Raw genomic sequence first — 25,117 nt, 5'->3', positions numbered from 1 at the left:
ACGGACCTGACCACCCCTCGCGAGCCCGGCGTTCCCCCACCGACCACCACAACGGACCACCAGGAAGGCACCCACCCGTGTCCACAACCCCCTCCGCTCCACTGCACCTCGCCGTCGCCCTCGACGGCACCGGCTGGCACCCCGCCTCCTGGCGCGAACCGTCGGCCCGCCCCCGGGACCTGTTCACCGCCGGATACTGGGCCGACCTGGTCGCCGAGGCCGAGCGCGGCCTGCTCGACTTCGTGACCATCGAGGACGGACTCGGCCCGCAGTCCTCCCACCTCCTGGAACCGGACGAGCGCACGGACCAGGTACGCGGCCGGCTCGACGCCGTCCTGATCGCCTCCCGCGTCGCACCCCTGACCCGGCACATCGGCCTGGTGCCGACCGTCGTCGCCACCCACACCGAGCCCTTCCACATCTCCAAGGCCCTCGCCACGCTCGACTACGTCAGCACCGGGCGCGCCGGACTGCGGGTGAAGGTCTCGGCCCGCCCCGACGAGGCCGCCCACTTCGGCCGCCGCACCATACCCCGCCTCGACGGCCCCGAGGGCCCCGCGGCCGAGGAGTTGCTGACCGAGCTGTTCGACGAGGCCGCCGACTACGTGGAGGTCGTCCGCCGGCTCTGGGACAGCTGGGAGGACGACGCGGAGATCCGGGACGTGGCCACGGGCCGCTTCGTCGACCGCGGCAAGCTGCACTACATCGACTTCCAGGGCCGGCACTTCAACGTCAAGGGCCCCTCCATCACACCGAGGCCCCCGCAGGGCCAGCCGCCGGTCACCGCCCTCGCCCACGCGACCGTGCCCTACCGGCTCGTGGCCCGGCAGGCCGACATCGGATACATCACACCGCACGACACCGGCCGGGCCCGGACGATCGTCGCCGAGATCCGCGCCGAGCAGGAGGCCGCCAAACGCGCCGCCGAACCCGTGCACATCTTCGCCGACCTGCTCGTCTTCCTCGACGACGACCCGGCCGAGGCCGCCGCCCGCAGGGAACGCCTCGACACCCTGGCCGGCGAGCCGTACACCAGTGACGCCCTGACCTTCACCGGTACACCGAGCCAACTCGCCGATCTGCTCCAGGAGTTCCAGGCGGCCGGCCTGACCGGCTTCCGGCTGCGGCCGGCCGACCACGACCACGACCTCCCGGCGATCACCCGCGGCCTGGTCCCCGAACTCCAGCGCCGCGGAGCCTTCCGCACCGCATACGAGGCGGACACCCTGCGCGGACTCCTCGGCCTGACCCGCCCCGCCAACCGCTACGCCGCCTGAGCCGGAAGGAACCGCCACCATGAGCAAGCCGTTGAAGCAGATCCACCTGGCCGCGCACTTCCCCGGCGTCAACAACACCACCGTGTGGAGCGACCCCCGGGCCGGCAGCCACATCGAGTTCAGCAGCTTCGCGCACTTCGCGCGGACCGCCGAACGCGCCAAGTTCGACTTCCTGTTCCTCGCCGAGGGCCTGCGCCTGCGCGAACAGGGCGGGCAGATCTACGACCTCAACGTCGTCGGCCGTCCCGACACCTTCACCGTCCTCGCCGCGCTCGCCGCCGTCACCGACCGCCTCGGCCTGACCGGCACCATCAACTCCACCTTCAACGAGCCCTACGAGGTGGCCCGCCAGTTCGCGAGCCTCGACCACCTCTCCGGCGGGCGCTCCGCCTGGAACGTCGTCACCTCCTGGGACGCCTTCACCGGCGAGAACTTCCGCCGCGGAGGCTTCCTGCCGAAGGAGGAACGCTACTCACGGGCCCGCGAGTTCCTCGCCACGACCGGCGAACTCCTCGACTCCTGGCACGGGGACGAGATCGTCGCCGACCCCGCCACCGGCACCTTCCTCAGCGACGCCAAGGCCGGCGCCTTCGTCCACCAGGGCCGGCACTTCGACATCCACGGCCGCTTCAACGTGCCCCGCTCCCCGCAGGGCCGCCCCGTCATCTTCCAGGCCGGGGACTCCGAGGAGGGCCGCGAGTTCGCCGCCGCCGACGCGGACGCCATCTTCAGCCGGTACGCCACCCTGAAGGAGGGCCAGGCCTTCTACACGGACGTCAAGTCCCGCCTCGCCCGGTACGGCCGCCGCCCCGACCAACTGCTCATCCTGCCCTCCGCGACCTATGTACTCGGCGACACCGACGCCGAGGCCGAGGAGCACGCACGCGAGGTACGCCGACAGCAGGTCAGCGGCGCCACCGCGCTCAAGCACCTGGAGTTCGTCTGGAACCGGGACCTGTCCTCCTACGACCCCGACGGCCCGCTGCCCGCCGTCGACCCGGACGTGAGCGGCGAGCACATCGCGCGCGGCCGGGCCCAGGTGCGCATGTACCGCGACCCGCTGGCCACCGCCCGCGAGTGGCGCGAGCTGGCCGAGGCCAACAACTGGTCCATCCGCGACCTCGTCATCAACACCGGCAACCGGCAGACCTTCGTCGGCACCCCGGACACCGTCGCCCGCACCATCGACGACTTCGTGCAGGCCGATGTCGCCGACGGCTTCATCCTCGTCCCGCACATCACCCCGGGCGGCCTCGACGAGTTCGCCGACAAGGTCGTCCCGCTGCTCCAGGAACGGGGCGTCTTCCGCACCGACTACGAGGGCACCACCCTGCGCGACCACCTCGGCCTCGCCCACCCCGACACGGCACGCGCGAACGCACGGACCGCGTCGTGAGGTTCCTCGCCATCACCCTCATCGTGCACCGCCCCGACCCCGTCACGGGCGAACTCAAGAGCACCCACGAACGCTTCCGCGAGGTCCTCGACAACGCCGTACTCGCCGAGGAGCTGGGCTTCGACGGCTTCGGCGTGGGGGAGCGGCACGAGCGCCCCTTCATCTCCTCCTCGCCCCCGGTCGTGCTCAGCCATATCGCCGCGCTGACCCGCCGCATACGGCTGTTCACCGCCGTGACGACACTGAGCCTGCTCGACCCGGTCCGCGCCTACGAGGACTACGCCACCCTCGACCACCTCTCCGGCGGACGCCTGGAACTGATCATCGGCAAGGGCAACGGCACCGCCCAGCGCCAGCTGTTCCACGTCACCCCCGAGGACCAGTGGGAACGCAACGCCGAGAGCTACGAGGTCTTCCGGCGGCTGTGGCGCGAGGACCGGGTCACCGCCCACACCCGCTTCCGGCCGGAACTGACCGACGCCGAGGTGTGGCCGCGGCCCCACCAGCGTCCGGTCCGGGTCTGGCACGGCAGCGCCACCAGCAAGGAGTCCGTCGACCTCGCCGCGCGCTACGGGGACCCGCTCTTCTCGGCGAACGTCACCCACCCGATGGAGCCGTACGGGGAGCTGATCGACCACTACCGCGAACGCTGGCGGCACTACGGGCACGATCCGGCGGACATCGCGGTCGGGGCGGGCTCGGCGGCCCTGTACGTGGCCCGCACCTCGCAGCAGGCCCTGGCCACCTACCGTCCGATCTTCGAGAGCAACCTCGCCTTCCAGCGCGAGACCGGCCTGCCCGTCGTCTTCGAGACCCTGGAGGACTTCGTCGAGCGCAGTTCCGCACTGATCGGCAGCCCGCGGCAGGTCGCCGAGAAGGTGCACCGCTACCACGAACGGTTCGGGCACACGGTGCTGCACGTGCACGCCGACGCGAGCGGACTCGGCGATGCCGAGCACCGGCGCTCCCTCGAACTGTTCCAGTCCGAGGTCGCCCCGGAGCTGCGACGCGACATCCCGGACCCGCCGTTCGCCTGGGGGCCCGTGCTGCCGTCCAGCGGGCCGAGGCCCACCGCCGCACACCGGGGATGAGGACACCGCCCGGCCCGCCGTGTCGCCGTGTCCGCCGCCCCCCAGCGGCGGACACGGCACGGTCCGGGCTCCGTCTCCCTCCCCCGAAGGCGGCGGAACCCGGACCAACCCCCGGCGCCGGAACATGGTCACGGCGCCCGGGTGCTCAGGAGCCGCGCGGTCACCAGCACATGACCGCCGTCTCGCCCGCGCCCCAGGAGGAGTACAGGCGCACCCGGACGACGTAGCGGCGGCCCTTGACGAAACGGGCCCTGATCGTGGCGTTGCCGGGTGTTCCCCCGTCGTCCTGTCCGGCGAGATAGCGCGGCACACCGTCCCGCTCCTCGAAGATCACGACGACGGCGTCGCTGTCACCGAAGGTGCCCACCGTGTACGCACGGGTCTCCGGCGGGTCCACGCGGAAGTCGGCCTGCTCGCCCGACCCGAGACCGAGCGGCACCGAGCGGAACGGCACCAGCGGCCCCGGCCGGCCGACGGGCGGGTACCAGCGCAGGGCGAACTCCTTGTCGGCGGCGGAGAGGGTACCGGGCGGACGCAGGCCCGAGCGGTAGTGCTCGGGCTCCAGTATCAGCCCCGACGGGAAGGGGTACTCCATGATCGAGTGCGGGTCCCAGACCGGGCCGTTGGCCTCGTCCGTGTCGAGCTTGCGCAGGATGTTGTGGAAGGTCCGCTCCCGGCTCCAGTTGTTCGGCGGGCCCGCCAGCTCGGCGTAGACGGCCTCGTCGTCCCAGAGGATCCCGGCGTACGGGCTCTGGTGCTCGTGCAGCATACCGAGCGCGTGTCCGATCTGGTGCAGGGCCGTGGCGCGCTCGCCCGGCGCGGTCAGGTCCCAGCCGAAGTTCATCGTACGGTCGTTGAGCCCGACCCGGAGCGCGTCCTTGCCCACCGCCGACCAGGATCCGTCGCCGGGCTGGAAGCCGATGCGCAGCTCCGCCTCCGAGCGGTCGCGGACCTCGGTGAGGACGAGTCCGACACCCAGGTCCCGCCACTCCCGGAAGCAGTCGCGCACCACGTCCCGCTGCTCCTCGGTTCCCACCCACGACACCCGCCGCGGCCGGCCGGTGCCCGGCATCGGAACCACGGAGGCGTCCGTGTCGCCGCCGAGGAAGCAGTAGTGCAGCACGGTGCCGTTGACCCACATCCGCTGCCCGCCGACGAGCGCGGCGAGACGCTCGGCGGCCAGCCCCGGAGCGAACACGGGGGCCGGCTGCTGCGCGAGCGAGCAGTAGCGTGCGGTCATGGCCCCAAGCCTGCCGTCCGGCCCGGTCCGGGCGCCTGAGTCGGGGGTTACTCAAGTCGCGCTGTATCAGGGATGAGTATGCCGACTCATGTTGCCGTGACGACTTCTCTGCGGGACACCAAGACACTGGAGACGCCCTGGCCGTTCACCGGGCGGGCGGACGAACTGGCGCTGGTGCGCCGGTCGCTGGCCGCCGGACGGGGCGGCCTCGTGGTGACCGGCGCGGCGGGCTGCGGCAAGAGCAGGCTCGTGACGGAGGCCGTCCGCGGCACCGACTGCGCCCGAGCGGCCGGAACACCCGGGACCCGGGAGATCCCCTTCGCCGCCTTCGCCCATCTGCTCCCCGAGACCGTCACACTGCACCGGGCGGTACAACTCCTTTCCGGCGTACGGCTGCTGCTGGTCGACGACGCGCATCTGCTGGACGGCGCGTCCGCCGCCCTCGTGCACCAGCTCGCCCTGCACGGCCGCACCCGGCTCCTGGTCGTCGCCACCGAGGGCGCGCCCGCGCCGGGCGCGGTGTCCCGGCTGTGGTCCGGCGAGCTGCTGGCGCGCCTGGCCCTCGCGCCGCTGCCCCGCGAGGACACCGCCGAACTGCTCACGGCCGCCGCGGGCACCCGCCTTGAGCCGCTCACCGCCGACCGGCTGCATCGCCTGTGCCGGGGGGATCTGCGGCTGCTGCGCGAGCTGCTGACCGCCGTGCGCGAGCAGGGGCCGCTCGCCCCGGTGCCGGGCACGGACCAGCGGGCCTGGCGGGGACCGGTGCCGGTCACCGCGGCGGTGCGCGAGCGCACCGCCCACGTCCTGGACCGCGCCCCCGCGCGGGAGCGCGAGACGCTCGAACTGCTCGCCTTCGCCGAGCCCCTGCCCCTGGACCTGGACCTGGACGACCTGGATGTACGGATCCTGGAGCATCTGGAGGCCGAGGGCCTGGTCACCGTCGACGACCTAGGCGCCACCCGGCTCGCCCACCCCCTGCACGGCCCGGTGCTGCGCGCCGCGGCGGGCCGGCTGCGGGCCCGGCGCCTGGCCCGCACCCCGGACCGGTGCGGCCCCGCCCTGGAGGCGGAGCGGGCCGCCCTCGCCCTGCGCATCGAGCAGGCCGATGTACGGACACTGGAGACGCCGGTGGGGGAGTGGCTGGCGGCCGAGGGCGAGCGGCTGCCCGCTCCGTACGCGGCCCTGCGCGCCCGGTTCGCACGGCTGCGCGGCCGGCTGCGCGAGGCCGCCGCCTGGGCCCGGGAGGGTCTGCGGACCACCCCCGAGGACACGGACTGCCGTACCGAACTCGACCTGGCCGCGGCCCAGTCGGGCGAGGCGACGGAGGGCGGCCGGGGTACCTCCGCCACCTGGGCCGCCGCCGCTCGCGGCGACCTCGACGAGGCGGTCCGTACGGCCGCCGCCGGCGACCCGTACGACGCCGTCCGGCTCGGCGCGCCCGAGCCGGTGGCCGGCCGGCTGACCGGCGTCTTCGCCGCGCACGCCGACGCCCTCGCGCGTGACGACGGACCGGCCCTCGACCGGGCCGCCGAGGAACTGGAGCGGCGCGGCTTCCTGCTGTTCGCGGCCGAGGCGCACGCCCAGGCGGTACGCGTCCACCGCGACCCGCGCGCCGCCCGCACGGCCCGGACCCGCGCCGTCGCCCTCGCCCGGCGCTGCCAGGGCGCCCGCACCCCCGCCCTCTCCGGTCTGGTGCTCGGCGAACTCACCGCCCGCCAGCGGCAGATCGTCACGCTCGCCGCGACCGGACTGAGCAACCGGCAGATCGCGGAGCGGCTCACCCTGTCCGTCCGCACCGTCGGCAACCACCTCTACGGCGCCTACACCCGCCTCGGTGCCGGCGACCGCGGCGCCCTGCCCTGGCTCATGGACCTGCCCGAGCACCAACCGGCCTGACCGCAGCCGGTGTTCAGGCCGCCCCGAAGGCGCAGAAGGCCCACCCCGTCGCCTGGTGCACCGCGTCGCCCGGCAGCGCGGCTCGCGCGTCGCGCAGCGCCTCCGCCAGCGACAGACCGGCGTCCACGCCCTTGTGCAGCGCGAGCATCAGCGGCACCACCGCGGCGTCGTTGACCGGCGCGCTGCACGCCACCACCCCGGCCGTGCCCAGCGGCAGCAGCGCGGTGACGAGACCGAGCAGCTCGTCCGCGCCGACCGAGGCGAACCGGGCGGTGTCGCAGCAGGACAGGATGATCCGGTACGGGCTGCGGTCCAGACGTTCGAAGTCGTGCACGATGAGCGGCCCGTCCGCCATCCGCAGCGACGAGAACAGGGGACTGTCCGCGCGGAACGTCCCGTGCGCGGCGATGTGCGCCAACGCCGCCCCGTCCAGCTCCCGGAGCACCCGTGGCACCCGCGCCTCGCTCCCTTCAAGGACCACGGGCGGCCCCCCGTACCCGCCGCCGGGCGACGGCACCCACGCCTGCTCGCCCCCCGGCGTCCGCGGTCCCCCGTACCGGTCGGCCAGTTGCGGTACCTCGGCGCCGCCGCTCGCCAGTCCCGGGCCGCGTACCAGGAGTTGACGGCCGCCGGGCGGGGGAGCGGTGTCCTTCGCGCGCAGCCAGCTGCTCGCCGACGGGGACACGCTCAGCACCCGCTCGCGCAGCGCGGGCAGCAGGGCCCACGGCACCCGGTGCAGCCGGCCCGGCGGGACCACGACGAGCGGGCCGGAGCCGAGGTGCGCCGCGGCGGGACCGAGCAGCAGCTCCTGCAACCGCGCGCCCGCCGCCTCCACCAGCGGCAGCCGGGCCTCCGCCCCCGGATGGGCCAGCCGGCGCAGCCCGGCCTGCACATGCTCGGCCTCCCGCTCCGCCTCGGCCAGCAGCCCCGCCTCGAACCGCCGCACCCGTCCCCGCCCGCACAGCAGTACGTGCACGCGCCCGTCGAGCACCGCCAGCTCCACCAGGCGCACGTCGTCGCCCAGCCGCAGCAGCAGGCGCCCCACGTCGAACCGGTCGCCGTCGCCGGACGCCTCGCCCCGCATGTGCAGGGTGCGGGAGCGGATCTCCCGTTCCAGGCGCCGCTGTTCACGCTCCAGGGCGGGAACGGGCCGGCCACCGCCCGTCCGGGCCTCCTCCGCGCGGGCGGCGATCTCGCGGAACGCCGTCATACCGCTCAGCAGCACGGGATCGGCCGGCGGCCGGGTCGGCGGCGCCGAGAGCACCGTCGCCCGCCAGCGCTCGCTCCACACCAGCAGCCGCCGCGGGCCGCCCGACACCAGGCTCTCCCGCTGCGCCAGCGCCGCCAGCTCCGCGCCCTGCGCGGTGGCCCGTGCCCGCAGCTCCGAGGCGCCCAGCGTCATCCGGTGGTCGTCCAGGACGTCAAGACCGCGCCGGCAGGCCTCCAGCACGCCCCGCGCCGACCCGGCCGCCCGCGCCCGCAACGCCTGCGCGGCCCAGCCCGTCATCCGGGCCGGCGGCGGCCCGCCGTGCCGGCTGCGCGCGGCGACCGCCAGATGCCGTTCCGCGTCCGCCCGCCAGCCGAGCCCCAGCGCGATCCGGCCCGCGAGCAGCGACGCCTCCGGCGCGGCCGGCGCCCCGAAGGCGGCCAGCCGCTCCGCCACCGCCGCCGCGTCCGCGACCAGCCGGCCCGACCCGTGCCCCGTCGCGACCCGGGCCTCGATCAGCACCAGCCGGGCGTGCGTCTCGTACCAGGTGCGCCGTTGCGCGGCGAACAGCCGCACCGCGAGGGCCGCGCGGGCGAGCGCCGTCTGCGGCTCGTCCGCCAGCCGGGCCGCCCGCGCGGCCACCAGCAGCAGCTCCGCCTTCCGGGTGGACTGCCCGCCGATCCCGTCCAGCGCGGCGATCGCCCCGTCCGCCTCCGCCAGCGCCTCCGTGGCGAGACCCGCCGCCATCAGCACCTCGCAGCGCCGGATGGTGAGCATGAACGTCGGCGTGCCCAGCTTTGCGTACCGCTCCGCCGCCTCGTCCAGCAGCCGCAGCGCCGCCGGCACGTCGCCCGAGCGGAACGCGGCGAGCCCCCGGCTCTCCACCGCGTCGGCCTTGTCGTGCTCCTGGCCCGTGGTGTCCCACAGCGTCTCCGCCGCGGTGAAGTCGGCGTCCGCCCGCTCCACCGCGCCGAGCGCCAGATGCACGGTGGCCCGCAGGGTCAGCGCCCGCGCCGTCCAGATCACGTCGTCCGCCTGCCGCAGTACCGGGATCGCCCGGCGCACGTCATCGAGCGCCTCGCCGTGCCGGCCCAGCACCCACCACACGTACGCCCGCCGGTACAGCACCCGCGCCCTGGTGTGCCCGGTACCGCGCGCCACCCCGCGCTCGAACGCCGCCAGGCCCTCCCGGGTGCGGCCGGAGTGCACCAACGCCACCCCGAGCGTGGCCAGTACGTCCGCCTCCCGCTCGGCCGAGTCCGCGCGGGCGGCGAGATCGCGGGCCCGCCGCAGATGGGCCAGCGCCCGCCGGGTGTCGCCGAAGTCCCGCTGCCAGATGCCGATCACCTGATGGGCGACGGAGGCGTGCAGCGGCGAGGGACCGGCCCCGAGCAGCTCCTCCGCCCGCGCCAGTGCTTCGCTGGGGGCGGCGAACACCATCGGCAGCAGTTGGAGGACCGAGTCGTTTCCCGCTGTCACCCCACGGATGGTAGTGCTCCGGAACCACACCACACAGGTTCGAGTCTGTATCAATCAGCCATCTCGGGACTCTGATTGACGACCGCCGCCTCGACCGTCGCCACCACCGCCGTCTCCGTTAAGGACATGCCATGGCACCACAGCGATTCCGCGAGCAGTTCGACCAGATCCAGCGCTCGATGCCGGACGTACCCCTGGCGATGGGTCCGGACGACTCCGCCGAGTTCTTCTACGAGAAGGGCGTCGTCCTCGCCCGCGACGGCGCCGAGGCCCGCCTCGTCGAGGACACCGTGCGCGACCACTTCACCACGATGGCCGGCCTGACCTCGGACCACGTACGCCGGACGAGCCCGGAGACCAACCGCACCGGCATCACCCGCATCCGGGTCGGCGACCCCGGCGAGGGCGACCGGGCAGGCGACCCCACCGTCGCCCACGCCCTGCGGTCCCTGCGGACGATGGAGGGCCGTGCCGGCCGCCGGCTGATCAGCCGCAACCACGTCGTCTCCATCGCCGTCAACGCCTGCCCCGGCGACGAGCCGGTACCCGTCCCGGTCGGCGAACCGCCGAATCCGGCCGCCGCCGAGACGCCGTACGACGCCAAGACCGCCGTCGGGGTCCTGGTCCTCGACACCGGCCTCATGCACGACTACCGGTCCTACCCCCTGCTCGCCCACACCGACGGCGACGCCCAGATCCGGGAGTGCGGCGACGACGGCGTCCTCCAGCAGTACGCCGGCCACGGGACCTTCATCGCCGGGCTAGTCGCCGCCGTCGCCCCCAACACCGAGGTGACCGTCCGCAACACCCTCAACGACGCCGGCGCCATCCTGGAGTCGGAGCTGGGCGAGAAGCTTTTCGAAGCCGTCGACCGGGACGGCTGGCCCGAGATCCTCAGCCTCTCCGCCGGCTCCTCCAACGGCCGCACCGACGGCCTGCTCGGCGTGCACGCCTTCATGGAGGAACTCCGCGGCCGGCGCACCCTGCTGGTCGCCGCCGCAGGCAACAACGCCAGCGCCACCCCCTTCTGGCCCGCCGCCTACGCCGACCTGCCCGGCTGGGAGAACTCCGTGCTGTCGGTCGGCGCGCTGCGCTCCGACGGCGAGTTCGGCGCCTGCTTCACCAACCACGGCGGCTGGGTCAGGGCCTACGCCCCGGGCGAGCGCCTCACCAGCGCCCTGACCGGCTTCGGCGCACCCGTGCCGTACGTCTACCAGCACTCCACCTACGACGCCTGCCGGTTCGGGTTCGCCTACCCCTGCACCTGCCAGTACCCCCGGCACAACGGGGTGCTGAGCGAGCCGGGCGAGGCCCCGGCCAAGCCGGACCAGGTGATGTTCGAAGGGCACGCGCAGTGGAGCGGCACCTCGTTCGCCACCCCCGTGGTCGCGGGCCTGGTCGCCTCCCACATGACGGCGCGGAAGGAGACCGACCCGCGCGCGGCCCGCGGCCAACTGCTCGCCGCCAACACCGAGTACGCGGAGGTGCGCGGGGCACACGTCCCCGCACTGCTGCCGCCCACCTGGCACCCCCTCACCCTCGACCCGTCGGCCGGCGGGTCGTGAGCGCTGCGGCGCCGGCCGGAACCACCTCCTGCGCGGCGTACGATGACGTGTCGTACACGAGGGGTGGGACCGTGGACCGTGCAGATGTCGGGGCGCTCGTCCGGTCGGCCGCCGAGGGCGACGCGGCGGCGTGGAAGTCACTGGTGGACGGGCTGGGCCCGCTGGTCTGGTCGGTCGTGCGGGCGCACGGGCTCTCCGACGCCGACGCGCACGAGGTGTACCAGACCGCCTGGTTCCGGTTCGCCCAGCACCTCGGGCGGATCCGCGAGCCGGAGAAGACCGGCTCCTGGCTTGCGAGCACGGCACGGCACGAGTGCCTCAAAGTGCTCCGGGCGTCGAAGCGGTGGACGCCGACCGACGATCCGCAGTTGCTCGACCGGCCGAGCGAGGACCGCACACCGGAGGAGTCGGTGCTCGACTCCGAGGAGGCCGCCGCGCAGACCGAGCGCGTGCGGCGGCTGTGGCAGGAGTTCGAGGAACTGGGCGAGCGGTGCCGCCAGTTGCTCCGGGTGCTGATCTCCGTGCCGCCGCCCAGTTACCAGGAGGTGTCCGCCGCGCTGGGTATCGCGGTGGGCAGCATCGGGCCGATGCGCCAGCGCTGTCTGCGCCGGCTGCGGGCCCGGCTAGAGGCCCGGGGGACGGTATGAGCGATCTCGACGACGACTACGACGACTACGACGGCCACGGGGACTCCGGGGACTCCGGGGACCCGCCGCCCGAGGGGACGTTCCCGGACGGCGAGCCGGACGGCGCCGTCCTGGAGGAGGAGTTGCGGCAGGCCGCCGCGATCCTGGACCCGGTACCGGCCGAGCTGCGGCGGATCGCCGTCGACGCCTTCGCGCTGCACGATCTGGACGCCCGGGTCGCCGAGCTGACCTTCGACTCACTGGTCGACGCCATCCCGGTCAGGGGAGAGACGGACCCGCCGCGGATGCTGACCTTCCGCGCCGACGAGGTGACCGTCGACGTCGAGGTGACGGCGGACGGCCTGATCGGCCAGGTGCTGCCGCCGGGACCGGCCCGGATCGAGGTACTGAGCGGCCCGCGCGCCCATGCGCGGCTGACATCGGACGACATGGGCCGGTTCACCGGCGACGCCCCGCCCACCGGCCCCTTCGCCCTGCGGCTGCGCACCGGCCGCGAGGTGGTCGTGACGCAGTGGCTGCGCGCCTGAACGGTGGTGCCCGCCTCCGTCGGATCCGTCGGACCGGTCTCAGACGGACACGGCGTCGACGAGCGCCGCGAGCGACTCGGCGAGCCGGGACAGACCCGGACCGGCCGGGCCGCCCGGCTCGCTCATGTAGGTGTCCCGGCGGATCTCCACCATCAGCGCGCCGACCTCGCCCCGCTTCCCGTGGAAGTCCAGCGGCACGTACGCCCCGCCGAACGGGCTGTCCAGACCGGTCCGCCCGCAGGGGGCGAACGCCTCCCGGGCCGCGGCGAGCAGCTCGGGCGGTGTGTGGAAGCCGTCGGTGCCCAGGCAGACGGGCGGGCGCGGGCCCTCGCCGCGCAGCTCGTAGGGCAGCGGCTCGGTGGGGTAGGAGTGCACGTCGATGATCACGGCCCGTCCGGCGACCGCGAGCCGGTCGGCGACCGCCGCTGTCATCGCCCGCGCGTACGGCCGGAAGTACCGCTCGATCAGCGGCTCCGGGTCGGTGCCCGCGGCCCGCAGGACCTCGCGGTGCGTCGTCCGCGTGTACACGGCGCCCATGCCGACGGCCGTCATCTCCTCCCGCTCGTCCGGGAACCGCTCCGGGTCGACGACCAGCCGCGAGGCCAGGTTGACGAACCGCCAGGGCGTGACGCCCGCCAGCGCCCCCGCCGCCGCGGCGATCTCGGCCGTGTGCGCGTCGGTGATGTGGTCCAGCTCCCGTTCCAGCGCCGCGTCGTCCAGCACGATGCCGGCCCGGACCCCGGCCGGGATCCGCCGGGAGGAGTGCGGCACGTGCAGGATCACGGGCGACGCGGGAGCGCCGGGGACGAGTTCGAAGGACACCTGGGCGTCGGTCACGGGGCTCCTCCACTGGAACGCGGGGACGGCGGGGCGGGGGCGAGACAGACGGGCACCCCGTCTCCGCCGGGGCGGGGACGGGGTGCCGTGGGGCCCGCGGAGGATCAGGCGAGGGACGCCAGCGCCTCGTTCCAGGTGGCCGACGGACGCATGACCTCGGCGGCCTTGACCGGGTCGGGCTGGTAGTAGCCGCCGATGTCGGCGGGCTTGCCCTGTACGGCGTTCAGCTCGTCCACGATGCGCTGCTCGCCCGCCGCCAGCGACTCGGCCAGCGGCGCGAAGGCCTTGGCCAGCTCCGCGTCGTCGGTCTGCCCGGCCAGCTCCTGCGCCCAGTAAAGGGACAGGTAGAAGTGGCTGCCGCGGTTGTCGATGCCGCCGACGCGCCGGGTCGGGGACTTGTCCTCGTTGAGGAAGGTCGCCGTGGCGCGGTCGAGGGCGTCGGCGAGGACCTTGGCGCGGGTGTTGCCGGTGACCTCGGCGTACTGCTCCAGGGACGGCACCAGGGCGAAGAACTCGCCGAGGGAGTCCCAGCGCAGGTAGTTCTCCTTGACGAGCTGCTGCACGTGCTTGGGCGCGGAGCCGCCGGCGCCGGTCTCGAACAGGCCGCCGCCCGCCATCAGCGGGACGACCGACAGCATCTTGGCGCTGGTGCCCAGCTCCAGGATCGGGAACAGGTCGGTCAGGTAGTCGCGCAGCACGTTGCCGGTGACGGAGATGGTGTCCTCGCCGCGGCGGATGCGCTCCACGGAGAGCTTGGTCGCCTCCACCGGGCCGAGGATCCTGATGTCCAGGCCCTCGGTGTCGTGCTCCGGCAGGTACGCCTTCACCTTGGCGATCAGGTTGGCGTCGTGGGCGCGGCCCTCGTCCAGCCAGAAGACGGCCGGGTCGCCGGTGGCGCGGGCGCGGGTGACGGCCAGCTTGACCCAGTCGCGGATCGGGGCGTCCTTGGTCTGGCAGGCGCGGAAGATGTCACCGGCGGAGACCGCCTGCTCCAGGACGGTGTTGCCGGCCGTGTCGACCAGGCGGACCGTGCCCGTGGCGGGGATCTCGAACGTCTTGTCGTGGCTGCCGTACTCCTCGGCCTTCTGCGCCATGAGGCCGACGTTCGGGACCGAGCCCATCGTGGCGGGGTCGTAGGCGCCGTTGGCCCGGCAGTCCTCGATGACGGCCTGGTACACGCCGGCGTAGGAGGAGTCCGGGATGACCGCGAGGGCGTCGTGCTCCTGGCCGTCCGCGCCCCACATGTGGCCGGAGGTGCGGATCATGGCCGGCATGGAGGCGTCGATGATGATGTCGGAGGGCACGTGCAGGTTGGTGATGCCCTTGTCGGAGTCGACCATGGCCAGCTCCGGGCCCTCGGCCAGCTCGGCGTCGAAGGAGGCCTTGATCTCGGCGCCCTCGGGCAGGGACTCCAGGCCCTTGTAGATGCCGCCCAGGCCGTCGTTCGGGGTGAGGCCGGCCTTGGCGAGCGTCTCGCCGTACCGCGCGAAGGTCTTCGGGAAGAAGGCGCGGACCGCGTGGCCGAAGATGACCGGGTCGGAGACCTTCATCATCGTGGCCTTCAGATGCACCGAGTACAGGATGCCCTCGGACTTGGCGCGGGCGACCTGCGCCGTGAGGAACTCGCGCAGCGCGGCGACGCGCAGCACGGAGGCGTCGACGACCTCGTCCTTCTTCACCGGCACCGACTCGCGCAGCACCGTGGTGGTGCCGTCGTCGCCGACCAGCTCGATCCGCAGCGAGCCGTCCTCGGCGATCACCGCGGACTTCTCGGTGGAGCGGAAGTCGTTCTCGTCCATGGTCGCCACGTTGGTCTTGGACTCGCCGCTCCAGGCGCCCATGCGGTGCGGGTGGTTCCTGGCGTAGTTCTTCACCGAGGCCGGGGCACGGCGGTCGGAGTTGCCCTCGCGCAGGACCGGGTTGACCGCGGAGCCCTTGACCTTGTCGTAGCGGGCGCGGATGTCGCGCTCCTCGTCGGTCTTCGGGTCGTCCGGGTAGGCCGGCAGGGCGTAGCCCTGGCTCTGCAGCTCGGCGATCGCGGCCTTGAGCTGCGGGATGGACGCCGAGATGTTCGGCAGCTTGATGATGTTGGCCGCGGGGGTCTTGGCCAGCTCGCCGAGTTCCGCGAGGGCGTCCGGGACGCGCTGGTCCTCGGTGAGGTACTCCGGGAACAGGGCGATGATGCGGCCGGCCAGCGAGATGTCGCGGGTCTCGACCGCGACACCCGCCTGCGAGGCGTACGCCCGGACCACCGGCAGGAACGAATACGTCGCCAGGGCCGGGGCCTCGTCAGTGTGCGTATAGATGATGGTCGAGTCAGTCACCGGGTGCTCCGCTCCACGTCTGCAACATTGCTCGACATCAAGATATCTCCTGATCGACCTCGGCTCGACAGGGGTCGCCCGGAGATTCCGGCCAGTCGCACGCGACCCGCGCCGGACAAGTGGGTCGGGGCGCGGGCTTCGTGCTCAGATCACCCGCATCCGGACCAGTACGGCCAGCGTCAGCGCGCCCGGCAGCAGGGGCAGCCAGACGGTCAGGAGCCGGAACGCGAGGACCACCGCCGTGGCGACGGCCGGCGGTCCGCCCGTGGCCACCAGCGCCACGACCAGCGCCGCCTCGACCGAACCGATACCGCCCGGCGTGGGCACCAGCGCCACCGCGACCGTCGCCGCCAGGTACGCCACCGCCATGTGCGCGGCCGGCACCGCAAGGCCCAGCGCCCGCCCGACCAGGACCAGTGCCGTCGCCTGGAGCGCGGGGAACGCGAGCGCGCCGCCCCACAGCGCCAGCGCACGCGCCGGCCGCCCGTGCACCGAACGGGCCTCGCCGAGCGCCGTCCGCAGGAAGGAGACCGCCGCCCCGCGCAACCGCGGTGCCAGCACGAGTAAGCCCGCCGCCACCACCGGCACCGCGCACACGAGGGCCGGCAGCGGCCCCGCGGCCGCCTCGGGCAGCAGCGTGCCGAGCCGCAGCGCGCCGGGGAACGCGATCAGCAGGGCACCCAGCAGGGCGAGCCGGCCGGCGCTCTCCGCCAGCAGATACAGGGCGAGGGCGGCGGAGGACCGGGCCAGCGGCAGCCCGCACATCGCCATGAACCGCAGGTTGACCGCGCTCGCCCCCAGCCCCGTCGGCAGCAGGTGGTTGGCCGCGCCCGCCGCGAACTGCGTGGCCACCAGCCGTCGCCGGGGCAGCCGCTCCACCACCGCGCCCTGCCGGGTGCAGGCGGCGGCGACCCAGGTCAGACAGGTCGCCCCGGCCGCGGCCAGCAGCCAGGGCCAGCGGGCCGTGGCGAGCTGGCCGAAGCCCTCGGCCAGCACCGACCGGTGCCGCACCGCGACCACGGTGACCAGCAGCAGCGGAAGGACACACAGGATCCGGCGGGCCGGGACGCGGCGCAGCAGTGGCTTCCCGGGAAGTCGTGCCGCTGTCGTCACACCACAAGAGATTCCCCGAGGCGCGCCAACTACGGATGGCCGCCGCACGGACACCGCGTTACGGACCGCGGGCGACGGCTCCTTGACCTCAAGTTTCCTTGAGGTTCTACCGTCTTCGACATGAGCATGGAGACCACAGCCTGGACCCAGTTGCACAGCGTCATGAACGCCGAGCAGGAGCGCCGCCCCCTCGCCCGCGCGACACTGCGCCGCGTCGCCGCCTTCGCCCGCCCGCACCGCCGCCGCATCGCCCGGTTCGTACTGCTCGGGGTGCTGACCGCACTGCTCGCCGTCGCCACCCCCGTCCTCGCGGGACGCGTCGTGGACACCATCGTGTCGGGCGGCGACGAGGGCACCGTCGTACGCCTCGCCCTGCTGATCGCGCTCATCGCCCTCGCGGAGGCGGTGCTGGGCATCCTCTCGCGCAGGCTCTCGGCGACGCTCGGGGAGGGACTCATCCTCGATCTGCGGACAGCCGTGTTCGATCATGTGCAGCGCATGCCGGTCGCGTTCTTCACACGTACTCGTACGGGCGCGCTGGTCTCCCGTCTCAACAACGACGTCATCGGCGCGCAGCGGGCCTTCAGCAACACCCTGTCCGGCGTGGTCAGCAACCTGGTCACCCTGCTGCTCACCCTCGCCGTCATGCTCACCCTGTCCTGGCAGATCACCCTGCTCGCGCTGGTGCTGCTCCCGGTGTTCGTGCTCCCGGCCCGGCACATGGGCCGCCGCATGGCCGGCCTCCAGCGCGAGGCCGCCACCCTGAACGCCGCGATGGGCACCCGCATGACCGAGCGCTTCTCGGCGCCCGGCGCCACGCTGATCAAGCTGTTCGGCCGCCCGGAGGAGGAGTCGGACGAGTTCGCCGACCGCGCCCGCCGCGTCGCCGACATCGGCGTCCGCACGGCCACCGCCCAGGCGGCCTTCATCACCGCGCTCACCCTGGTCTCCGCCCTGGCCCTGGCCCTCGTCTACGGCCTCGGCGGCTGGTTCGCCCTGCGCGGCACCCTGGACCCGGGCGCCGTCGTCGCGCTGGCACTGCTCCTGACCCGCCTCTACGCACCCCTCACCGCGCTCGCCGGGGCCCGCGTGGAGGTCATGAGCGCCCTCGTCAGCTTCGAGCGGGTCTTCGAGGTCCTTGACCTGACCCCGCTCATCGACGAGAAGCCCGCCGCCCGCCCCGTCCCCGAGGGCCCGGTCGCCGTCGAGTTCGACGACGTACGCTTCGGCTACCCCTCCGCCGACAGGGTCTCCCTCGCCTCCCTCGAAGAGGTCGCCGCCCTGGACACCCGCGGCGGCGACGAGGTCCTGCACGGCCTCTCCTTCCGCGCCGAACCGGGCCAGACCGTCGCGCTCGTCGGCTCCTCCGGCGCCGGCAAGTCGACCATCGCCCAACTGCTGCCGCGCCTGTACGACACCGACGGCGGCACCGTACGCGTCGGCGGCGTCGACGTCCGCGACCTGAGCGCCCGTTCGCTGCGCGACACCGTCGGCATGGTCACCCAGGACGGCCACCTCTTCCACGACACGGTCCGCGCCAACCTGCTGCTGGCCCGGCCGGGCGCCACCGACACCGAGTTGTGGGACGCGCTGCGCCGGGCCCGCCTCGTCGACCTCGTACGCTCCCTGCCCGACGGCCTCGACACCGTGGTCGGCGAGCGCGGCTACCGCCTCTCCGGCGGGGAGCGCCAGCGCATGACCATCGCCCGGCTGCTGCTGGCCCGCCAGCGCGTCGTCATCCTCGACGAGGCCACCGCCCACCTCGACAACACCTCCGAGGCGGCCGTCCAGGAGGCCCTCGCGGAGGCCCTGGCGGGCAGGACGGCCGTGGTGATCGCACACCGGCTGTCCACGATCCGGACGGCCGACCAGATCCTGGTGGTCGAGGCCGGCCGCATCGTGGAACGCGGCACCCACCACGAACTCCTGGCGTCCGGCGGCCGCTACGCCCAACTGCACCGCACCCGGTTCGAGGGACGCCCGACGGAGCGGCGGACGGCGGAGCCGGAGGCGGCGGCCTAGGGGGTGTCTGACAAATGGTCTTGGCGCGGTTCGCGGAGCCAGAGGATGAGTGCTGCGAGGTGGAGTCCGGCCCGGTAGCGGGCGGCGAGTTTGTCGAAGCGGGTCGCGATGGCCCGGAACTGCTTGAGCCGGTTGAAGCAGCGTTCGACGACGTTGCGAGCTTTGTAGAGACCACGGTCGAAGGCCGGTGGCCTGCCGCCGGCCCGGCCGCGCCGCATCCGGTTGGCCTTCTGGTCAGCCCTTTCCGGGATCACCGCCCGGATGCCCCGGCGACGCAGCGTCCGGCGGATCGCCCGTGACGAATACGCCTTGTCGGCGATGACCGCGTCGGGTCTGCGACGCGGCCGCCCGACGCCGGTCCGGGGCACTCTCACCGCGTCCAGGACCGCCTCGAAGGCTGTCGAGTCGTTGACGTTGCCGGGTGTGACGAGGACGGCCAGAGGCAGGCCCCGGCCGTCGCAGGCGAGGTGAACCTTGGTGGTCAGCCCACCGCGGGACCGACCGAGCGCCTGACGATCCGCCTCGCGTTCCGGATCTTCCAGTTCGTCCCCCGCCGACGCCCCTTTTTGCGGGCGCCGGCTGCATGCTGGTGGGCCCGACTGATCGTGGAGTCGACCGAGACCGTCCATTCCACGGCCCCGACCGAGTCGTCGCGGACCTGGACCTCTTCGAGCAGGCGCGCCCAGGTCCCGTCCGCCTCCCAGCGGGCGAACCGTTCATAGACCGTCTGCCACGGCCCGAAGCGCTCTGGCAGGTCACGCCACGGACCACCCGTCCGCAACCGCCACAACACCCCGTTGATCACCTGCCGATGATCCCGCCACGGACGCCCCCGCCCGTCAACACCCGGCAACAGCGGCGCTATCCGCTCCCACGCCACATCCGTCAGCTCACCACGACCCACCACAAGACCAATTATCAGACACGACCTAGGAGACGCCCGTGAACTCCCGAGCCCGGGACGGCACGACCGCTACGGCGCGTCGGCCGTCCCCGTCCGCGCGGGCAGATCCTGCTCGGCCCAGACGACCTTCCCCTCGGGCGTGCGGCACGAACCCCAGCGCCGGCACAGCATGTTGATCAGCTGGAGCCCGCGCCCGCTCTCGTCGCTCTCGCCCGCGTGCTGGATCCGCGGCAGGTCGGGCCCCGAGTCGGAGACCTCGACCGACAGCCGCTCGTGCCGCAGCAGCCGCAGCTCGCCGGGGGCGTTCCCGTACCGCAGCGCGTTGGCGACCAGCTCGCTGACCACCAGCTCCGTGACCTCGACCAGGTCCTCGAGATCCCACCGCACCAACTGCTCGCGCACCGCGGTACGGGCCTGCCCGGCCGCCTTGCCGTCCGGCGGCAGCGTCCGTACGTACACATCGCCCTCCGGGCCGAGCGGCCGAGCGGCGGCGACCAGGACGATGGCGTCGTCGGACCGGTCGCCGCCGACCTGCTCGATGACCGCCCGGCACGCCGCGCCGCCCCCGGCGACACCGTCGCCGACCGCCTCGCGCAGCCGTTCCATCTGCGTGGCGAGGTCGGCGGTGCGCGACCTGATCAGGCCGTCCGTGTACAGCGTCAGCCGGCCCCGCACCGGCACCGGGCACTCGACCGGGTCGTACGGGATCATCCCGGCCCCCAGCGGCGCCCCGGCCGGCACCTCCAGGAACGCGGCGACGCCGTCGGCCCCGGTCAGCAGGGGCGGCGGATGACCGGCACTGGCGATGCGGAAGGTGCCGCCGTGCGGGTCGTACACCGCGCACAGACAGGTGGCGACCTGGTCCTCCTCCAGGCCGCGCGCGGCCAGGTCCAGCCGGGCGAGCAACTGCTCGGGCGCGATGTCGAGCGCCATCAGGGTCCGGGCCACCGTGCGCAGCCGGCCCATGGTCGCGGCGGCGGCCAGACCGCGGCCCATCACGTCGCCCACCATCAGCGCGGTGCGTCCGCTGGGCAGCGAGACGACGTCGAACCAGTCGCCGCCCACGGCGGCCGGATCGGCGGCCGGGTCGTAGCACGAGGACACGTCGAGTCCTGGCGTGCTCGGGCTGGAGCGGGGGAGCAGGGCCCGCTGCAGGCTGACCACGTGCTCGCGCTCGCGCCCGTAGAGCCGGGCGTTGTCGATGTACACGGCCGCCTTGGACGCCAGCTCCATCACCAGGGCCACGTCGGCCCGCGTGAACGGCGCCCGGCTGCCGGCCCGGACGAAGTCGGCCAGGCCAAGCAGCACCCCGCGGGCGATCAGCGGCACCGCCAGATAGGAGTGCACCCCCGCCTGGCGCAGGCGAGCGGCCGCCTCGGCGGTGGGCGCCACGGCGGCGAAGTCGGGCCGTCCCATCCGGGCCACCAGCACGGGCCCGCGGGTGTCGAGGCAGGTGCGCACGAGCCGCCCGGCGGTGTACACGGACACCTCGCCCACCGGGTCCGGCGCGAGGTCGAGCCCCGGAATCTCGGAGACGGCCATGGCCCTCAGCTCGGGTGTACCCGTGTTCGCCGTGGAGCGGTCGCCCTCCTGGAACCTGAGCACCGACTCCAGCAGGTCCACCGCGCACCCGTCGGCCAGCTCGGGCACGGTGAAGGCGGCCAGCTCCTCGGCCGTGCGCCGCAGGTCCAGCGTGGACCCGATGCGGGTACCGGCCTCGTTCAGCCACGCCAGCCGGCGCCGGGCCCGCACCGCGTCGGTAACCGGCCGCAGGGCGGCCTTCAGAGCCCGGCGGCCGTCCACGAGGGCCCGGGGAGGCCGGCGGACCTCGCGCAGCCACGGTCGTTCCCGCACGCGTCGCCTCCTCCCACGGCCTCCTGCCCCGATTCTGCCTCGCCTCGGGGAGAGCGGCGACGGCGGTACCTCGATCGGTGGGTCCACCGGCCGGGGCGGCGGCCCGCAACCTCAGTCGCGCAGCCACACCGCCGTGTCGCGCGGCAGCCGGCCGTCGTCGTCGAGGGGCCCGCTGCCCAGCAGGAGCGCGCGGTGCGCGGGCAGCCGGGCCGGCTCAGCGGAGAGGTTGACGACGCAGGTCAGGCCGCCCGTGCGCCGGAAGGCGAGGACACCGTCCGGCGCGGGCAGCCAGTCGAGCGGGCCGTCGCCGAACCCTTCGGTGGAGCGCCGCAGCCGCAGCGCCCGGCGGTAGAGCGCGAGCATCGACTCCGGGTCGGCGCTCTGGCGGTCCGCCGCGTACGCCGCCCAGTGCTCGGGCTGCGGCAGCCAGGGCTCCGTCTCGGAGCCGAAACCGCAGTACGGGGCGTCGGCCGTCCAGGGCAGCGGTACGCGGCAGCCGTCCCGGCCCGGATCGCTGCCCCCGGAGCGGAAGTGCATCGGGTCCTGGATCCGCCCGAGCGGGATGTCGGCCTCGGGCAGGCCGAGTTCCTCGCCCTGGTACAGGTAGACGGACCCGGGCAGGGCCAGCGTCAGCAGCGCGGCGGCGCGGGCGCGCCGGGTGCCGAGCGCCAGGTCGGTCGGGGTGCCGAAGGCCTTCGTCGCGAAGTCGAAGCCGGTGTCCGCGCGGCCGTACCGGGTCACCGTGCGGGTCACGTCGTGGTTGCAGAGCACCCAGGTGGCGGGGGCGCCCACGGGGGCGTGCTCGGCCAGGGTGTCGTCGATGGTGCGGCGCAGCCGGCCGGCGTCCCAGGGGCAGGACAGGAAGTTGAAGTTGAAGGCGGTGTGCAGCTCGTCGGGCCGCAGATAGCGGGCGAAGCGCTCGGCGTCGGGCAGCCACACCTCACCCACGAAGACGCCCCCGTACTCGTCGGCGACGGCCCGCCAGGAGCGGTAGATGTCGTGCAGTTCGTCCTGGTCGATGTACGGGTGCGGGTCGACGCCCTCCTCGAAGTCCGCGAGCGCGGGATCCTTGGCGAGCAGGGCGGCGGAGTCGATGCGTACGCCCGCGACCCCGCGTTCGAACCAGAACCGCAGCACGTCCTCGTGCTCCCGGCGCACCTCGGGGTGGGCCCAGTTGAGGTCGGGCTGCTCCGGGGTGAACAGGTGCAGGTACCATTCGCCGTCCGGGACGCGGGTCCAGGTGCGGCCGGAGAACTGGGAGGGCCAGTTGTTGGGCGGCAGTTCGCCGTTCGCACCGCGGCCGGGACGGAAGTGGAAGCGCTCCCGCTCGGCGCTGCCCGGACCCGCGGCCAGTGCCGCCCGGAACCACGCGTGCTGGTCGGAGACGTGGTTGGGGACGATGTCGACGATGGTGCGGATGCCCAGCTCCCGGGCCTCGGCGATCAGCTTCTCGGCCTCGCCGAGGGTGCCGAAGGCCGGGTCGATGGTGCGGTAGTCGGCGACGTCGTAGCCGCCGTCGACGAGCGGGGAGACGTACCAGGGGGTGAACCAGACGGCGTCGACACCGAGTTCGGCGAGGTACGGCAGTCTCGCCCGGACGCCCGCGAGATCACCGGTGCCGTCGCCGTCGCCGTCGGCGAAACTGCGCGGGTACACCTGGTAGATGACGGCGTCGCGCCACCAGTCTGCGGTCTGGTGCGAGGTGGGGGCTGCCACGTGACGGTCCTTTCGGGCAGGGTGGATCTTCGCCGCCGGCCCGGACTGAGCGGGGCGTCGGACGGGCCGGCGGCGAAGGCTGACGGGACGGGCCGATCGGGCGGGCGGGACGCGGGCCGGGAGCCTCGGCCTCAGCCCTTGAGCCCGCCGGCGGTGAGTCCGCTCATGATGTTGCGCTGGAAGATCAGGAAGATGATCAGGGTGGGCAGTGAGGCCATGGTGAGCGCGGCGATCAGTACGTTGACGGGCACACCGTTGGACAGGGAGTAGATCCCGACGTTCAGCGTCTGCCTGGCCGGATCGGGCAGGGTCAGCATGGGCCAGAGGAAGTCCTTCCAGACGCCCACCACCGCGAAGATGGACACCACACCGAGGATCGGCCGCGAGATCGGCAGGACGATCGAGCGGAGCGTGCGCATGGGCGAGGCGCCGTCCATGGACGCGGCGTCGAGCAGTTCCCGCGGGATCGAGTCGAAGAACCGCTTCAGCAGGAAGATGTTGAAGGCGTTGGTCACCGAGGGGAGCCAGATCGCCCACGGGGTGTTGAGCAGATTGCGTTCGAAGATCGGCACGTCGAGCACCGTCAGGTACTGCGGCACGACCAGCACGGTCGCCGGGATCATCAGCGTCGCCAGCATCATGCCCAGGATGGCCTTGCCGAAGACCGGGCGGAGCTTGGACAGGGAGTACGCCGCCGCCACGTCGAGGACCAGTTGGAAGGCCAGGGCGCCGAACGCGTAGAACAGTGTGTTCCACAGCAGGCGGGCCAGGCCCATGACGTCCCAGGCCTGTGAGTAGTTCTCGGGCCGGAAGGACTCGGGCACCAGTGTCGGCGGTGTCCGGACGACCTCCTGGGTGTCCTTGAACCCGCTGGAGATCATCCAGTACATCGGGCCGAGGAAGACCACGGTGAACAGGGCGACGACGACGGCGAAGGTCAGCCAGTAGAGGAACTTTCCGCGGGGCCGGGCGAGTTGGGCCGGTGCGATGAGCGTGCGTGTGGACATCTGCGGTTTCCCCCGGCTCTACTCGTCCTCGGCGCGGCTGAGCTTCACGTACGCCGCCGAGAACCCGGCCAGCAGTACGAGGAGCAGCAGGCCGAGGGCCGCCGCGGCACCGTAGTTGTTGAAGTTGAAGGCGTACTGGTAGATGAGGTAGACGACGGTGGTGGTCGAGCCCTCGGGGCCGGCGCCGCCGGTGAGCAGGAAGGGTTCCACGAAGACCTGCATGGTGGCGATGATCTGCATGAGCAGCATCAGCGAGAGGATGAGCCGCGTCTGCGGGATCGTCACGTGCCAGACCTTGCGCAGCAGCCCGGCCCCGTCCAGCTCCGCCGCCTCGTACAGCTCGCCGGGGATCCCCTGGAGCGCGGCGAGGTAGATGAGCGCCGCGCCGCCCATGTTCATCCAGGTCGAGGCGATGACCACGGACAGCATGGACAGGTCGGGGTCCTGGAGCCACTGCTGCTCGGGCAGCCCGACGGCGCCGAACAGCTCGTTGAGCAGGCCGTAGCCGGGGTCGTACAGGTACTTGAAGAGCAGTACGGCGGCGACCGGGGGCAGCATCACCGGCAGATAGACGAGCAGCCGCAGATATCCCTTGCCGTGCCTCAGCTCGTTGATGACGAGGGCGACGACGAACGGCACGGCGAACCCGAAGACCAGGGCCAGCACCGTGAACAGCAGGGTGTTGCGCCAGGCCTGCCAGAAGGCCGGGTCGTTGAAGACCGTGACCAGGTTGTCCATGCCGACCCAGGACACCTCGCCGTGTTCCGTCTTCTGGAAGGCGAGGAGGAACTCCCGGACCATGGGGTACCAGGAGAAGAACGCGAAGCACAGGACCGCCCCGATCAGGAAGCCGTGCGCGGTGAGATTGCGCCGGAGGCTTCTGCCGAAGGAACCGCGCGGCGGGGGCGGTTCGTCCGGCGGCGGCTGCGGGTGGCGGGGTCTCGCCGCCTTGCCCGGGGTCAGACTGGGGGCCGACATCGTCGCTCCTTGGGACTGATCTCGTGGACCCCGGGGG

Annotated in this window: 18 protein-coding genes; 8 read left to right on the top strand and 10 right to left on the bottom strand. The window is 73.3% G+C overall.

The window, feature by feature from the left end; genetic code table 11:
• The first annotated feature begins 77 nt into the window (after window positions 1–77).
• Genes AC4IHM_RS02865 through AC4IHM_RS02855 form a run of 3 tightly spaced genes read left to right on the top strand, consistent with a single transcriptional unit; the run spans window position 78 to window position 3,764 of the window.
• On the top strand, window positions 78–1,277 hold the full coding sequence (locus AC4IHM_RS02865) for an LLM class flavin-dependent oxidoreductase (protein ID WP_490865498.1): 1,200 nt from the start codon (window positions 78–80) through the stop codon (window positions 1,275–1,277).
• A 19-nt stretch (window positions 1,278–1,296) separates the two neighbouring features.
• Complete coding sequence (locus tag AC4IHM_RS02860) at window positions 1,297–2,673, top strand: NtaA/DmoA family FMN-dependent monooxygenase (protein ID WP_490865497.1); 1,377 nt, start codon at window positions 1,297–1,299, stop codon at window positions 2,671–2,673.
• Window positions 2,670–3,764 (top strand): LLM class flavin-dependent oxidoreductase, encoded by a 1,095-nt coding sequence (locus AC4IHM_RS02855; RefSeq protein ID WP_490865496.1) that lies wholly within the window; start codon window positions 2,670–2,672, stop codon window positions 3,762–3,764. Before AC4IHM_RS02860 ends, AC4IHM_RS02855 begins: the two co-directional genes overlap by 4 nt.
• Window positions 3,765–3,924: 160 nt before the next feature.
• Here AC4IHM_RS02855 and absR1 read toward each other — a convergent pair whose 3' ends face one another.
• Entirely contained in the window at window positions 3,925–5,004 is a 1,080-nt protein-coding gene (gene absR1, locus AC4IHM_RS02850) for a beta-glucuronidase AbsR1 (RefSeq protein WP_490865495.1), read from the bottom strand.
• Between the two features lie 72 nt (window positions 5,005–5,076).
• Between absR1 and AC4IHM_RS02845 the strand changes: the two genes are divergently transcribed.
• Complete coding sequence (locus AC4IHM_RS02845) at window positions 5,077–6,900, top strand: LuxR family transcriptional regulator AbsR2 (RefSeq protein ID WP_490865494.1); 1,824 nt, start codon at window positions 5,077–5,079, stop codon at window positions 6,898–6,900.
• Between the two features lie 13 nt (window positions 6,901–6,913).
• Here AC4IHM_RS02845 and AC4IHM_RS02840 read toward each other — a convergent pair whose 3' ends face one another.
• Window positions 6,914–9,547: a CHAT domain-containing protein gene (locus tag AC4IHM_RS02840; protein WP_490870745.1), complete on the bottom strand. Its 2,634-nt coding sequence runs from the start codon at window positions 9,545–9,547 to the stop codon at window positions 6,914–6,916.
• A gap of 170 nt (window positions 9,548–9,717) precedes the next feature.
• Here AC4IHM_RS02840 and AC4IHM_RS02835 point away from each other — a divergent pair, with 170 nt between their 5' ends.
• From AC4IHM_RS02835 to AC4IHM_RS02825, 3 genes are all read left to right on the top strand, one after another.
• Window positions 9,718–11,151: a S8/S53 family peptidase gene (locus AC4IHM_RS02835; RefSeq protein ID WP_490865493.1), complete on the top strand. Its 1,434-nt coding sequence runs from the start codon at window positions 9,718–9,720 to the stop codon at window positions 11,149–11,151.
• Between the two features lie 71 nt (window positions 11,152–11,222).
• Complete coding sequence (locus AC4IHM_RS02830) at window positions 11,223–11,798, top strand: RNA polymerase sigma factor (protein ID WP_490865492.1); 576 nt, start codon at window positions 11,223–11,225, stop codon at window positions 11,796–11,798.
• Window positions 11,795–12,325: a hypothetical protein gene (locus AC4IHM_RS02825; protein WP_490865491.1), complete on the top strand. Its 531-nt coding sequence runs from the start codon at window positions 11,795–11,797 to the stop codon at window positions 12,323–12,325. The genes AC4IHM_RS02830 and AC4IHM_RS02825 overlap by 4 nt, the downstream gene beginning before the upstream one ends.
• Before the next feature lie 39 nt (window positions 12,326–12,364).
• On the opposite strand, the gene AC4IHM_RS02820 is transcribed toward AC4IHM_RS02825, so the two are convergent.
• The 3 genes from AC4IHM_RS02820 to AC4IHM_RS02810 all read right to left on the bottom strand — a co-directional run bounded on the left by AC4IHM_RS02820 (window position 12,365) and on the right by AC4IHM_RS02810 (window position 16,563).
• Window positions 12,365–13,162: an N-formylglutamate amidohydrolase gene (locus AC4IHM_RS02820; RefSeq protein ID WP_490865490.1), complete on the bottom strand. Its 798-nt coding sequence runs from the start codon at window positions 13,160–13,162 to the stop codon at window positions 12,365–12,367.
• Window positions 13,163–13,266: 104 nt separating this feature from the next.
• Entirely contained in the window at window positions 13,267–15,486 is a 2,220-nt protein-coding gene (locus AC4IHM_RS02815) for an NADP-dependent isocitrate dehydrogenase (protein WP_490865489.1), read from the bottom strand.
• Window positions 15,487–15,630: 144 nt separating this feature from the next.
• Window positions 15,631–16,563 carry a lysylphosphatidylglycerol synthase transmembrane domain-containing protein gene (locus tag AC4IHM_RS02810; protein ID WP_490870744.1) on the bottom strand — a complete coding sequence of 311 codons (933 nt, stop codon included), beginning with the start codon at window positions 16,561–16,563 and terminating at the stop codon, window positions 15,631–15,633.
• A gap of 156 nt (window positions 16,564–16,719) precedes the next feature.
• Here AC4IHM_RS02810 and AC4IHM_RS02805 point away from each other — a divergent pair, with 156 nt between their 5' ends.
• Window positions 16,720–18,621, top strand: coding sequence for an ABC transporter ATP-binding protein (locus AC4IHM_RS02805; RefSeq protein WP_490865488.1), 1,902 nt, complete (start codon window positions 16,720–16,722; stop codon window positions 18,619–18,621).
• On the opposite strand, the gene AC4IHM_RS02800 is transcribed toward AC4IHM_RS02805, so the two are convergent.
• The 5 genes from AC4IHM_RS02800 to AC4IHM_RS02780 all read right to left on the bottom strand — a co-directional run bounded on the left by AC4IHM_RS02800 (window position 18,618) and on the right by AC4IHM_RS02780 (window position 25,080).
• Window positions 18,618–19,525 (bottom strand): IS5 family transposase gene (locus tag AC4IHM_RS02800; protein ID WP_490870743.1). Its coding sequence is split into 2 segments (ribosomal slippage): window positions 18,618–19,180 and window positions 19,180–19,525, totalling 909 coding nucleotides; the frame shifts between segments, so codons are not numbered across the junction. The genes AC4IHM_RS02805 and AC4IHM_RS02800 overlap by 4 nt on opposite strands.
• A 69-nt stretch (window positions 19,526–19,594) precedes the next feature.
• On the bottom strand, window positions 19,595–21,379 hold the full coding sequence (locus AC4IHM_RS02795) for an ATP-binding SpoIIE family protein phosphatase (protein WP_490865487.1): 1,785 nt from the start codon (window positions 21,377–21,379) through the stop codon (window positions 19,595–19,597).
• A gap of 111 nt (window positions 21,380–21,490) precedes the next feature.
• Window positions 21,491–23,095, bottom strand: coding sequence for a glycoside hydrolase family 13 protein (locus AC4IHM_RS02790; RefSeq protein ID WP_490865486.1), 1,605 nt, complete (start codon window positions 23,093–23,095; stop codon window positions 21,491–21,493).
• 131 nt (window positions 23,096–23,226) lie between these two features.
• Window positions 23,227–24,102 carry a carbohydrate ABC transporter permease gene (locus AC4IHM_RS02785; protein WP_490865485.1) on the bottom strand — a complete coding sequence of 292 codons (876 nt, stop codon included), beginning with the start codon at window positions 24,100–24,102 and terminating at the stop codon, window positions 23,227–23,229.
• Between the two features lie 18 nt (window positions 24,103–24,120).
• On the bottom strand, window positions 24,121–25,080 hold the full coding sequence (locus AC4IHM_RS02780) for a carbohydrate ABC transporter permease (protein ID WP_490865484.1): 960 nt from the start codon (window positions 25,078–25,080) through the stop codon (window positions 24,121–24,123).
• Between the last annotated feature and the right edge of the window lie 37 nt (window positions 25,081–25,117).

Source organism: Streptomyces sp. SL06, from assembly GCF_058244745.1.
The sequence above is the reverse complement of the archived record's forward strand: the minus strand, read 5'-3'. Positions and strand labels throughout refer to the sequence as shown.

What these genes read in the sequence shown, in the direction of transcription:
- AC4IHM_RS02860 (WP_490865497.1), top strand. Translation starts at nt 1,297, where the DNA reads ATGAGCAAGCCGTTGAAGCAGATCCACCTGGCCGCGCACTTCCCCGGC.
- absR1 (WP_490865495.1), bottom strand. Translation starts at nt 5,004, where the DNA reads ATGACCGCACGCTACTGCTCGCTCGCGCAGCAGCCGGCCCCCGTGTTC.
- AC4IHM_RS02845 (WP_490865494.1), top strand. Translation starts at nt 5,077, where the DNA reads ATGAGTATGCCGACTCATGTTGCCGTGACGACTTCTCTGCGGGACACC.
- AC4IHM_RS02840 (WP_490870745.1), bottom strand. Translation starts at nt 9,547, where the DNA reads ATGGTGTTCGCCGCCCCCAGCGAAGCACTGGCGCGGGCGGAGGAGCTG.
- AC4IHM_RS02835 (WP_490865493.1), top strand. Translation starts at nt 9,718, where the DNA reads ATGGCACCACAGCGATTCCGCGAGCAGTTCGACCAGATCCAGCGCTCG.
- AC4IHM_RS02825 (WP_490865491.1), top strand. Translation starts at nt 11,795, where the DNA reads ATGAGCGATCTCGACGACGACTACGACGACTACGACGGCCACGGGGAC.
- AC4IHM_RS02805 (WP_490865488.1), top strand. Translation starts at nt 16,720, where the DNA reads ATGAGCATGGAGACCACAGCCTGGACCCAGTTGCACAGCGTCATGAAC.
- AC4IHM_RS02785 (WP_490865485.1), bottom strand. Translation starts at nt 24,102, where the DNA reads ATGTCCACACGCACGCTCATCGCACCGGCCCAACTCGCCCGGCCCCGC.
- AC4IHM_RS02780 (WP_490865484.1), bottom strand. Translation starts at nt 25,080, where the DNA reads ATGTCGGCCCCCAGTCTGACCCCGGGCAAGGCGGCGAGACCCCGCCAC.